We start from the raw sequence: 11,674 nt of genomic DNA, 5'->3' as shown, positions 1-11,674 counted from the left end.
TTTTTGCTCCGGGAAAAATTTTTCTCCCGGAGCAAGCGAATCAAGCCCCTAACCGATAATCCCAGTCATCCGAGTGAATAACGTTACCGTCACGGTAATGCCAGGTAATCTTTTCATAACGAAGCAAAACAAGCTCAAGATGCCCCTGTTTTTCATGGTAAGCCTCTTTCACGTCATGCATTAATGAAAACACCGTGACGACCTTCACCGCTTCCAGCATTATCGTGAAATAGATTTCTTCCTGACCGGCATCATTGATTCTGTACAGGTCGATAGTCGCTTTCCTGAGCGTACCGCCCGTGCTAAGTGCTTTATAGAGAAAAACGCTGGAGGCATCAATTTCCTTCTCAACAAGAAAGGGACGATGCTGGCGTTTGCTCAATGCTCTGCCATTATGCAGGTCAGAATTATAGCTTACGTTATGATAGAGCCCTAAAACCTCAATCTGGTTTTCACAGTCTTTAACTCTCACGCTGCCTTTTATGTTATTACCCGCATCGTCAGTTAATGACATATATCCCGGAATGGCCATTTAAATATCCTTATCGAATGGAATAGAATGTTCAACAGTTGAGATCATAACGGCGAGACATCTTTTACCCTCCGGACTTTTTATTTTGAACATTTCCCTGATTGAATCCACGAAAAGCTTATTACTCTCTGCCTCCGTTTCGGGGAAATTAGCAAACGCGCAAATTTGTTCAACAGTGAGTACCGGTTTATCGTCTTTTAAGATTGCCAAAACGCCCGTAGGGTTATGTGGGATAGCTTTTGAAAGCGCCGCCTTTAGATCTTCAGCCGTACTGGCGTCCACCCCGGGTTCAAGGGCACTCGCGACGGCTAACCAGGCATGACTACCTTTGCTTATTCCCGGGATCACATGATTCCACCATTCCGACTCATTGCTGTCATTAGCATATAATTGTGCAACAACATGCCTGGCACCTGTCTCGTTTATCATCTGCAAAAGTTGCTCAGGAGTGTAACTTTTGGCAAATAAAGCCAACGGAAAGCATAATAATAGCGCAATGATATATTTCATTATCGCACCACCAGTCTTGTGTCACCTGAATCATAAATCATATCTTCCCATGTCATTTAATGTGCTCCTTTACCTGAACAATCACTTATTTTATAAATACAATGGTTTTAAAGTAACAGCAGCCATCACAAAACTGACCGCCAAGGCTGCATAAGCACAAAAAAATTTAGAAAAGATAATAATGAATAAATTAAACCCATATATTTTTTCGATAATAAATAGTGCGACGCGCATGTCAGTTTTTCCCGGTCTTAAACCACCTTTGCACTTTTCGTGCACTTCCCTCTATCCTTACCTCATGGAAAAAATAGCTGAACTCAAACGCGCCAAGCTTCTTGCGCTATCGCTGCTGCTGATTGCCGCCGCGGCCTTTATCACCACCCTGTTCCTGCCGCAGACCTTCTGGGTGCGCGGCGTGAAGGCCATTGCCGAGGCGGCGATGGTCGGCGCGCTGGCGGACTGGTTCGCCGTCGTCGCGCTGTTCCGCCGGGTGCCGATTCCGTTTATCTCGCGCCATACGGCAATCATTCCGCGCAACAAAGACCGGATCGGCGACAATCTCGGCCAGTTCGTGCAGGAGAAGTTTCTCGATACCCAGTCGCTGGTAGCGTTAATCCGCCGCTATGAACCCGCGCACATGATCGGCGCCTGGTTCAGCAAGCCCGACAACGCCGAGCGCGTTGGCCTGCATCTGGTGCAGGTGATGAGCGGCTTTCTCGAACTCACTGACGACGGACGCATTCAGCGCCTGCTCAAGCGCGCGGTGCATAAGGCCATCGACAAGGTCGATTTCACCGAAACCAGCGCCGTAATGCTGGAGAGCATGACCAAAAACAACCGCCATCAGGTGCTGCTGGACGCCATCATCAACCGGCTGATCACCCTGATTCAGCGGGACAGCACGCGGGACTTTATCGCCGTTCGGATTGTCCACTGGCTCAAAACCGAGCACCCGCGCAAGGCGATGGTGCTGCCCACCGAGTGGCTGGGGGATCAAAGCGCGGAGATGGTCTCGCACGCGGTCAACACGCTGCTGGACGATATCAGCCACGACCGCACGCACCAGATCCGCCAGGCGTTCGACCGCGCCACGCTGAAGCTTATCGACAGCTTGAAAAACGATCCGGACATGGCGGCGAAAGCCGATAACATCAAGCACTACCTGAAAAATGACGAGGCGTTTAACCGCTATTTGGGGGAAATGTGGGCCGATCTGCGCCAGTGGCTGAAGGCGGATATGCAGAGTGAAGACTCGCGCGTGAAGCAGCGCATCGCCAACGCCGGGCTGTGGTTTGGCGAAACGCTGACGAACGACGCCAGCCTGCGGGCGTCGCTGAACGAGCATCTGGAGCAGGCCGCGCACCGCGTCGCGCCGGATTTCGCCGCGTTCCTGACCCGCCACATCAGCGACACGGTCAAAAGCTGGGATGCGAAAGACATGTCCCGCCAGATCGAGCTGAATATCGGCAAAGATCTGCAGTTTATCCGCGTCAACGGTACGCTGGTGGGCGGGACGATTGGCCTGATCCTGTTTTTACTCTCGCAGCTGCCCGCCGTGCTGGGGCATTAATCTGCCTTGGGCGGCGCGATGACGTAGCGCGTCGCCTCGAAGCGGTTCAGGATCAAATGCACCAGAAAGACCAGCGTCAGCGTGGCCACCAGCGAAAAGGTCACGGAGGTGATGCGGTACAGATCGCTGAATACCAGGTCTGTGTCCGGATGCATGTTCTGACCGAACATAATGCCGATGGTGGTGATGCTGGAAAACCCCACGCCCGCGCCCACTTTCTCCATCACGTGCAGCCGCGCGCCAAACGCCAGCCCGAGGCCAATCAGCGGCATCATCAATAGCATATGGCTGCTGTGGTCGTAGAGGATCAGCTGGACAACCAGAATATAGAGGCAGCCCAGCACCACGCCGACCACGCGCCAGATCGAGCTCATCACCGCGCCGCGATAGTGCATCGGGAACAGGATCAAAATCCCGGCCATCAGCGCCGAGAGAGAATCGCTTAAGTCACTGATTTGAAACACCACGAATATCAGCGTCGCGACCGTGCCGGAGAGCAGCGACTCGTGGCGCACGCGAGCATCGTCTTTCTCAATCAATGGCGGCGGCCTGCGGGGCTCCACGTCCGGCAGGAGATAGTTCATCAGCGCGCTCAGGCACACCGCCATCACGCTCGCTTCGATGTTGGAAAACAGCAGCGTGTGCCAGCTGGTGGTGGGGTAGCTCATAAAGTTGAGCATCACGCTCTGGCATACCACGCCCATCGACCCGAACAGGAACAGCGGCCCCTTGCTCATAAAGCGAAATCGCATCACGTAAAGGGCAAACACCACCAGCGTCATGATGACCGGCCATTGCGACAGATAGCCGATGATAATCACCATTTCAACGCAGTTCAGCGATGCGCTGAAGATAAACTGCTTCGCCACGTGGCGGTTGAAAACCGGCACCAGCGACAGCAGCATGATCGGGTAAACCACAAAAAACACGCCATAGCTGGTGTTGTAGAAACTCGAAATGCTCAGCGCAATCATCCCGGCAAAGACGATGCGCAGGGTCTGGCGAAAGTCGTTTGCCGTGTAGACGATGTTGCCGTGCGGGGTAAACACCCGCGCCAGCGTATTAATAGACATAGTGCAGCAGGCTCACCAGGTGGATCTGCATCCCGGAGAAGAAGCGCGCAAATGGCCCTTCGCTGTTGTAGAGCTGCACGGTCGCCCGCGCGCCGGTCGGAAGATGCTTCGGCAGCGCTTCATCCAGCGTCACGTGAATGCGCATGCGCTGGGCGTCGCGCACCCAGCGGTTGGAGGTTTCCGGCTCGGAGAGCTGGCCGTTAACGGCCTCCTGACCCGCCAGTATCCCCGCGTCGCTGCTGGTCACGTGGGCGCGGAACACGCGTCCAGGGAAGGCGTCAAACACCACGGCGGCATCGGTGCCCTGATGGGTATGGCGCAGGCTTTTCTCGCGGAAATCGGCCACGATATCGGTCTGGTTGTTCACCAGCGCCAGCGCGGCTGACCCCGAGGAGGCGTAAAAGCCTGGGCTTAACTGCAGATTACTGACCGTGCCGTCCGCCTGGGCGTAGACCTTCGTCCAGCCGAGGTTGAGTTCCGCTTCATCCAGCGCGTTGCGATATTTTTGCAGCGTCACGTTGCGCTGCTCGTCCCGCTCGCCGCGCTGAATGCGCAGGTTCTGGATGTTGGCCTGAATGGAGCTGACGGACTGTTCGCTGCTCTGCCAGGTAGTGCGCACCTTATCCAGATCCGCCTGCGAGACGTTCTGCAGCGTGCTCAGCTTCTGGTAGCGGTCGAAGGTCACTTTATCGTTCCGCGCGGTCAGCACGGCGGTTTTCAGGCTGGCCTGCGCGGCGGCGATCTGCGCGTCCAGCTGCTGGTTGGAAAGACGAGCCTGCTCCAGCGCGATTTGCGCCGCTTCCACCTTATTGCGAAACGGCGTGTCGTCGAGCTCAAACAGCAGATCGCCTCTCTTCACCTGGCTGTTGTTGTGGACATGTACCGCCGCCACGTAGCCGGAGACGCGCGGAGACACCGGCGTCACCACGCGCATCACGGTGGAGTCCGGCGTCAGCGGGATCCAGATATCCGCGACGATAAAGTAGACAAACATCAGCAGGAAAGAGGCAATACTCACCCTTACCCAGCGGGCAAACTTTTGTTCAGGGGTCATTATTTTTCGGTCTTTTTATCTTCTTCGCGGATTGTCCGCAAATTGCAGGCGATTTGATTCAACGTGGCGCTAAAAATGTCGAGATGTTCCGGCGCGATGTTCTGCGATACGCGCGCCTGATACGTCTCAATCACCTGAGTGAGCCTTTTTAAGATGGCTTTACCCTCGGGCGTCAGCGTCAGAAGCCGGATGCGCCTGTCGTAAGGCGATACGGCGCGCAGCAGGTATCCCTGCTTTTCCAGCTGTGTCAGGGTGCGCATCAGCGGCGGCAGTTCAATACCCTGCACCTCCGCCAGCTCGCTCATCGAGACGTTATCCCCAAGCTGAAAAAGCTGCATCATCACCGTCCAGCTCGCCTGGGTTAGCCCGGTATCGAGTATGGCGTCGTCGATCACCGCGCGCCACTGCCGCACGATCATCGCCATCCGCATGCCCATCGGCCTGCGGCTAAACAGCTCTTCTTCACTCATGGGGAGTCCTTCTCGTCACACGCGGTCAAGATAATAGTTATCAGGGTAACTATCAAGAAACGAGAGGGTAAAGCGCAGGAATTGCGAAAAGGGTATTCTCCCTCTCCCTGTGGGAGAGGGTCGGGGTGAGGGCATCAGCCCGCAGCGGCGTTTAGCGGCTAAAATGCTTCCTGACGGCACTTTTCCCCGACGCCGTCACCACCACCTCCCGATACCCCATCACCCGCTGGATCCAGCCTTTACTCTCCAGATAAGTGAGCAGCGCCGTACCAGCTTCACCCCCAAGATGAAACCGTCGCTCGCTCCAGTCGAGGCAGGCGCAGCAGGCCTTGCGACGGGAATGAGCATTTAATGGAATGCCGAGTTTCAGAAACTGCTCACGGCCATACAGGGTGAGCGCGGAACCGTCAGCCTCCAGCCAGCCTTCCGCCTGCATGAAATCATAAATCTGCACCGCCACCGCGCCTGCGAGATGGTCATAGCAGGTCCTGGCTTCACGCATGGCTTTCGGCGCAGACGTTTCCGGCGGCGTAATGCGGCTCCATGAAAGCCCCATCATCTGCTCCACCAGCGCCGCCACGTCGTGCCCGGCAAGGCGATAATAGCGATGCCGCCCTTGCGACAGGCAGGTTATCAGTTGCCCTTCAAGCAGCCGGGCGAGATGCCCGCTGGCGGTCGACGGCGCAACCTCTGCCGCCGCGCTCAGCTCGGTGGCCGTCCACGCCCGCCCGTCCATTAGCGCACAGAGCATCTTCACGCGCGAGGGATCGGCCATTGCCGCCGCCACCGCGGCAATGGCCTGTTCCAGTGCCGCGCTGTTCTCAGGATGCTGGTTCGTTTTTAACATGGGGCGCCCAGGGTTCGGTGATCTCTTCGGCCAGCTTATCATCATCCGTCAGCAGTTTCGGAGCAGTAATCCCGCACCAGCTGCGTCACGCGAATGCGGTAGTGCGCAAAAATCGACTCCCGCCCTTCAGCCTGCGCCGCCTGATGAAACACGTTCTGCTTCCAGCGGCGGACGGCCTCTTCATCCCGCCACCAGGAAAGGGAGAGGATTTTGCCGTCGGTGGTCAGGCTCTGGAACCGTTCGATATCAATAAAGCCGTCGATGTCGGCCAGCAAAGGCTTAAGTTCGGCGGCCAGCTGCAGGTAGCGCGCCTGATGAGCGGGCTCGGCTTTGGCTTCGAAAAGGACTGCGATCATGGTTTTCTCTCCGTTGTGATGTTGGGGAGAGAATGCAGGAGGGAAAAGCACAATGCTTCGGCAAGGAGCGAAGCGTTGCGCCGGATGGCGCTGCGCTTATCCGGCCTACGGGCTCATGTAGGCCCTGTAAGCGCAGCGCCACCGGGCGGGCGCGGCATTATTCCAGGTTAGCCTTATTCAGCCCGTAAGCCGCATCCAGCGAGCCGGGCGCCATGCGGGAGGTGATCCCCAGACGGTTCCAGGCGTTGATCGCCACGATGGCGAAGTTCAGCTCTGAAATCTCCACGTCCGAGAAGTGCTCCGCCACGCTGCGGTAGAGCGCATCGCTCACGCCGTGCACGCCAATCTGGGTCAACGCTTCGGTGAAGGCCAGCGCGGCTTTCTCGCGGGCGCTGAACAGCGGGGACTCGCGCCAGGCCGCCAGATGGTACAGGCGCAGCTCGCGCTCGCCGGCGATTTTGGCCTCTTTCGAGTGCATATCCAGGCAGAACGTACAGCCGTTCAGCTGCGATACGCGAATGTCGATCAGGTGCTTCAGCGCCGGATCGATGGAGGTTTTTGCCACCTCCATGCTCAGGGCGGACAGCGCGTTGGCGAGGGCAGGTGTAGCTTTATGGTGGTTGACGCGAGTGCTCATGGTCTTTCCTCTTTTTTATTCGGCATCGGTGATGCGATGAGGCAAATCTACGCCGTTCATGACATAGTAAAAAGACACAAAAAGCGTGAAATGAGGTAGGACATGAAGCCGGGCTATCACGAGATTTATACCCGCTATCGCGACAACATCACGCGCGGCGTGCTGAAGCCTGGCGATAAGGTGCCCGCCATCCGCGTGCTGGCGGAGGAGCTGAAGGTGGCGCGCAAAACCGTCGAAACGGCGTATGCCATCCTGACGGGCGAAGGGTATCTGGTGAGCCAGGGCGCGCGGGGTACGCGGGTGAATCCGGATCTTCTGCTGCCCGCGCAGAACGCCTCTGCGGAACAGCCCACCGGCACGCTTCCGGCATCGCTCATCAGCCAGCGCGAGCGGGCGGGATTTTTGCGCCCCGGCATTCCCGCCCTCGATAGCTTTCCGTATAAAAAATGGCTGCTGCTGGCGGGCCAGGCAACGCGCGCCATGCGCCAGGAGGAGATGCTCAACCCGCCCGTTCTGGGCTGGTATCCGCTGCGCCAGGCCATCGCCAGCTATCTCAACATCTCGCGCGGCTTGTCCTGCAGCGCCGAACAGGTGCTGATCACCAGCGGCTACAGCGGCAGCCTGCGGCTGATCCTCGACACGCTCGCCAGCCGCAGCGACAAGGTGGTGTTTGAAGATCCGGGCTATTTTATGGGCCAGCAGCTTCTGAAGCGGATCGTGCCGCGCCTGCACACGGTGCCAGTGGATCGCTGCGGCATCGACACGGACTACCTGCTGCGCCACCATCGCGACGCCCGCTTTGCCATCGTCACCCCGTCGCACCAGAGCCCGCTGGCGGTGACGCTCACCCTGCCGCGCAAGCAGCAGCTGCTCGACTGGGCCAGCCAGAACGAGGCGTGGATTATCGAAGACGATTACGACGGGGAGTTTCACTACACCCGCAAGGTGCTGCCGTCGCTGAAAAGCCTCGACCAACACGACCGGGTGATCTTTATGGGCACCTTCAGCAAAACCATCATGCCGTCGCTGCGCATGGGCTACGTGGTGATGCCCGCCAGCACGGTAGGCGCCTTTTCCGACTGCGCGGACATCACCACCAGCGGCCAGCCGGTGCTGACGCAAAAGATCCTCACCGCGTTTCTCAACGAAGGGCATTTTTTCCGTCACCTGAAAAAGATGCGCACCCTGTACCAGACCCGCCGCGAGTGGATGATTACCGCCCTGCGCGAGGTGTATGGCGCACTCTTTTTCACCGAGCAAAACGACGGCGGGATGCATATCGTGGCGTTTCTGAGCAAAGGAAGCCGTGACCGGGAGGTGGCGCGCTGCTGGCAGGAACAGCAGCTGCAGGTCAACGCGCTCTCGGAGTGGTATCGCGGGTCCGGCAAACGCTACGGGCTGGTGATGGGGTATAACAACGTGCGGTCGTATCAGGAGGCGGTTGAGCTGCTGGAAAGGCCGAAACGGCAGACGTTTGAGCTGTTGCGGTGAAATTGCCGGGTGGCGGCTACGCCTTACCCGGCCTACTCGATCCCGTAGGCCCGGTAAGCGAAGCGCCACCGGGCAACGACGTGGCTCACACATCATACCGGGACAACCCAACGTCCTTGAGCTGCTCGTCGCTCATCTGGCTCAGGATGCGGCGGGTACGGTTGATGCGATACCAGTTGCAGATCGTTTTGCCGATCCAGATAAACGCGACGAACGGACGTTTTGAACGGTTCTCATTGAATTCCATGATGCTCTCCTCACTGTGCCAGTGGGGTTATCATCCTGGAAATCGACCTGCGCAATACAGATGCAAAAACACCTTTTGTTTACCATACAGATCCGCTAAAACGGTATCTGCATGGCAATTATCGCCGCAATCTGTACTGGTTTTATAATCTGTATGGTTAAAACAAAGGATACAGCATGACGCGCTATCAACATCTGGCCAACCTTCTGGCGGAACGCATTGAACAAGGGCTGTATCGCAGCGGCGAACGCCTGCCGTCGGTACGCACGCTGAGCCAGGAGCACGGCGTGAGCATCAGCACCATACAGCAGGCCTATCAGATCCTCGAAAACCTCCAGCTGATCACGCCCCAGCCGCGCTCCGGCTATTTTGTTTCGCAGCGTAAAGCCCAGCCGCCCGTTCCGGCCATGACCCGCCCGGTGCAGCGCCCGGTGGACGTTACGCAGTGGGATGAGGTAATGATGCTGCTGGACGCCCGCGCCGACAAAGAGATGATCTCCTTTGGCGGCGGCTCGCCGGACATTAACCAGCCGAGCCTGAAGCCCCTGTGGCGGGAGATGAGCCGCATCGCGCAGCATAATCCCGGTGAGATGCTGAGCTATGACGTGCTCGACGGACGCCTGGAACTGCGCGAGCAGATTGCCCGCCTGATGCTCGACGGCGGCTCTACCGTGGCGGCGAACGAGATTGTTATCACCAACGGCTGCCACGGCGCGCTGTCGATCGCCCTGCTTTCGGTATGCAAGCCGGGGGATATCGTGGCGGTGGAGTCACCCTCGTTTCACGGCACCATGCAGATGCTGCGCGGCTTCGACATCAAGGCGATTGAAATTCCCACCGATCCCGAAACCGGGATCAGCATCGAGGCGCTGGAACTGGCGCTGGAGCAGTGGCCGATCAAGGCGGTGATCCTGGTGCCCAACTGCAATAACCCGCTCGGGTTTATCATGCCGGAAGCGCGGAAAAAGCAGGTGCTGGCCCTCGCCCAGCGGCACGATATCGTGATTGTCGAGGACGATATTTACGGCGAGCTGGCGGCGGAGTACCCGCGCCCGCGCACTATTCATTCTATGGATATCGACGGCCGCGTGATCCTCTGCAGCTCGTTTACCAAAACCGTGGCGCCGGGCCTGCGCGTCGGCTGGATTGTGCCGGGGCGCTACTACGACCGGGTGATGCACATGAAATACGCCGCCGGAGGGTTTAACGTGCCGGGTACCCAGATGGCGGTGGCGGCGTTTATTCGCGACGGGCATTATCATCGCCACGTCCGCCGTATGCGCCAGATTTATCAGCAGAATATGGAGACCTACACCTGCTGGGTGCGGCAGTATTTTCCGGCGGAGATTTGCGTCACGCGCCCGCAGGGGAGCTTCCTGCTGTGGGTTGAGCTGCCGGAGAAGGTGGACATGGTGTGCGTCAGCAAGCAGCTGTGTCGACTGAAGATCCAGGCCGCGGCCGGGTCGCTCTTTTCCGCCTCCGGGAAGTACCGCAACTGCCTGCGCATCAACGTGGCGCTGCCGCCGACGGAGAAACATCGCGAGGCGTTGAGGAAGATGGGTGAAGCGATTGTGATTGCGATGGAGGAGGGCTAGTGCGGCCTGATGCCCTCACCCCACCCCTCTCCCACAGGGAGAGGGAGAAAACCGTGCCGCACTACTCGTCGAAGTACCAGTAACCCTGGTTAATCAGCCCGGTAAGCTCTTCAACAAACGCCGGGTTTTTCAGCGCATCGCCCAGCTCGGCCTGGCCGAGTTCGGTGTAGCGGCACAGCGCATCCGCCGCCTTCGCGTCTACCGTCTCCAGCTGCTCGCTGTTGATGAAGAAGCTGCCGTTAACGTTCAGCACGCGCAGGCCGCTCAGGCGAGAGAGCGTTTCGCCGCCCTGCAGCGCGTCCAGCACCTCTTCCGGCGCGTAAGGCGGCTCGGCGGCGGCGATATCCAGCTCGTGACGCGGCGTGGAGACAAAGCTGCCGAACCATTTTGTGAAATCATCCGGCTTGCTGATCATCTCGATCATCATCTGACGAACGCGATCGAGCTCGTACTGCTCCACGCGGCCCGGGTGTTCGCGGCAGGTCAGATCCGGATCGCTGTAGTGCTCGCCGCCCAGATCGTTTTCCAGCGCGTAATCGGCGAAGCTGCTGATCAGATCGCGGCCGTTCGGCCCGCGGAAGCCCACAGAGTAGTTAAGCGCCGTTTCATGGGTAAAGCCGTCGTGCGGGAATCCTGGCGGGATGTAGAGAATATCGCCCGGCGCAAGATCTTCGTCGATGATCGGCTCGAACGGATCGACGTGCAGCAGCGCGGGATGCGGGCAGAACTGGCGCATCGGCAGCCTGTCGCCCACGCGCCAGCGGCGGCTGCCCATCCCCTGAATGATAAACACGTCGTACTGATCGATATGCGGCCCCACGCCGCCGCCCGGCACGGAGAAGGAGATCATCAGGTCGTCCAGACGCCAGTCCGGCAGGACGCGGAACGGACGCACCAGCTCCGCCGCAGGCATATGCCAGTGGTTTACCGCCTGCGCCAGCAGCGACCAGCCGGTTTCACCCAGATCGTCAAAGTGCTCGAACGGGCCGTTGCTGGCCTGCCATTTGCCGTTGAAATGGCTCACCAGACGGCTATCGACCTCCGGCTCCATCGCCAGCCCCGCCAGCTCGTCCGGGGTAATCGGGTCGACAAAATTCGGGAAGGCATTTTTCAGCACGACGGGTTGTTTTTGCCAGTATTTTTCGAGAAATTCCGGCCAGTTCAGGTTCAGTTGATACGCCATGGTTAGCACCAGTGAGAGGGGAAACAGGCGCGATTATAGGGGAGACGGTGGCGGGGGAACTTGTCATGGGTCAAACCAGCACGCGTAGGTCGGGTAAGGCGAGGCCGTC

The 11,674-nt window shown here is 58.4% G+C and carries 13 protein-coding genes; 3 read left to right on the top strand and 10 right to left on the bottom strand.

The window, feature by feature from the left end:
• Positions 1–40: 40 nt before the first annotated feature.
• Together tssD and FY206_RS03455 are read right to left on the bottom strand one after the other, a co-directional pair.
• A complete protein-coding gene (gene tssD / locus FY206_RS03460; protein ID WP_032643935.1) occupies positions 41–532 on the bottom strand; it encodes a type VI secretion system tube protein TssD in 492 nt (163 codons plus the stop codon).
• Positions 533–1,042 (bottom strand): hypothetical protein, encoded by a 510-nt coding sequence (locus FY206_RS03455; RefSeq protein ID WP_032643934.1) that lies wholly within the window; start codon positions 1,040–1,042, stop codon positions 533–535. It lies immediately after the preceding gene.
• A gap of 298 nt (positions 1,043–1,340) precedes the next feature.
• On the opposite strand from FY206_RS03455, the gene FY206_RS03450 reads away from it, so the two are divergent.
• The gene (locus FY206_RS03450; RefSeq protein WP_032643933.1) at positions 1,341–2,612 is read left to right on the top strand and encodes a DUF445 domain-containing protein; all 1,272 of its coding nucleotides are present in this window, start codon (positions 1,341–1,343) and stop codon (positions 2,610–2,612) included.
• On the opposite strand, the gene FY206_RS03445 is transcribed toward FY206_RS03450, so the two are convergent.
• From FY206_RS03445 to FY206_RS03415, 6 genes are all read right to left on the bottom strand, one after another.
• Positions 2,609–3,685 (bottom strand): DUF2955 domain-containing protein, encoded by a 1,077-nt coding sequence (locus FY206_RS03445; RefSeq protein WP_032643932.1) that lies wholly within the window; start codon positions 3,683–3,685, stop codon positions 2,609–2,611. The two genes, FY206_RS03450 and FY206_RS03445, sit on opposite strands and share 4 nt — an antisense overlap.
• The gene (locus tag FY206_RS03440; protein ID WP_086379722.1) at positions 3,675–4,742 is read right to left on the bottom strand and encodes an HlyD family secretion protein; all 1,068 of its coding nucleotides are present in this window, start codon (positions 4,740–4,742) and stop codon (positions 3,675–3,677) included. The genes FY206_RS03445 and FY206_RS03440 overlap by 11 nt, the downstream gene beginning before the upstream one ends.
• Positions 4,739–5,209 (bottom strand): MarR family winged helix-turn-helix transcriptional regulator, encoded by a 471-nt coding sequence (locus FY206_RS03435; RefSeq protein WP_032643930.1) that lies wholly within the window; start codon positions 5,207–5,209, stop codon positions 4,739–4,741. The genes FY206_RS03440 and FY206_RS03435 overlap by 4 nt, the downstream gene beginning before the upstream one ends.
• Before the next feature lie 151 nt (positions 5,210–5,360).
• The gene (locus FY206_RS03430) at positions 5,361–6,056 is read right to left on the bottom strand and encodes an ArsR/SmtB family transcription factor (protein ID WP_032643929.1); all 696 of its coding nucleotides are present in this window, start codon (positions 6,054–6,056) and stop codon (positions 5,361–5,363) included.
• 41 nt (positions 6,057–6,097) lie between these two features.
• On the bottom strand, positions 6,098–6,412 hold the full coding sequence (locus FY206_RS03420) for an antibiotic biosynthesis monooxygenase family protein (RefSeq protein ID WP_032643928.1): 315 nt from the start codon (positions 6,410–6,412) through the stop codon (positions 6,098–6,100).
• A gap of 157 nt (positions 6,413–6,569) precedes the next feature.
• Entirely contained in the window at positions 6,570–7,049 is a 480-nt protein-coding gene (locus tag FY206_RS03415; RefSeq protein WP_008501331.1) for a carboxymuconolactone decarboxylase family protein, read from the bottom strand.
• A gap of 102 nt (positions 7,050–7,151) precedes the next feature.
• Between FY206_RS03415 and pdxR the strand changes: the two genes are divergently transcribed.
• A complete protein-coding gene (gene pdxR, locus FY206_RS03410) occupies positions 7,152–8,540 on the top strand; it encodes a MocR-like pyridoxine biosynthesis transcription factor PdxR (protein ID WP_032643927.1) in 1,389 nt (462 codons plus the stop codon).
• Between the two features lie 85 nt (positions 8,541–8,625).
• Here the strand turns inward: pdxR and FY206_RS03405 are convergent, their stop codons facing one another.
• The gene (locus tag FY206_RS03405; RefSeq protein WP_032643926.1) at positions 8,626–8,787 is read right to left on the bottom strand and encodes a DUF1127 domain-containing protein; all 162 of its coding nucleotides are present in this window, start codon (positions 8,785–8,787) and stop codon (positions 8,626–8,628) included.
• 176 nt (positions 8,788–8,963) lie between these two features.
• On the opposite strand from FY206_RS03405, the gene FY206_RS03400 reads away from it, so the two are divergent.
• Positions 8,964–10,382, top strand: coding sequence for an aminotransferase-like domain-containing protein (locus FY206_RS03400; RefSeq protein ID WP_032643925.1), 1,419 nt, complete (start codon positions 8,964–8,966; stop codon positions 10,380–10,382).
• A 61-nt stretch (positions 10,383–10,443) separates the two neighbouring features.
• On the opposite strand, the gene FY206_RS03395 is transcribed toward FY206_RS03400, so the two are convergent.
• The gene (locus FY206_RS03395) at positions 10,444–11,565 is read right to left on the bottom strand and encodes a ribosomal protein uL16 3-hydroxylase (RefSeq protein WP_032643924.1); all 1,122 of its coding nucleotides are present in this window, start codon (positions 11,563–11,565) and stop codon (positions 10,444–10,446) included.
• Positions 11,566–11,674: the final 109 nt, after the last annotated feature.

The sequence above is a fragment of the Enterobacter chengduensis genome (assembly GCF_001984825.2).
GTDB lineage: Bacteria > Pseudomonadota > Gammaproteobacteria > Enterobacterales > Enterobacteriaceae > Enterobacter > Enterobacter chengduensis.
This window is presented reverse-complemented; position numbering and strand designations above follow the sequence as displayed.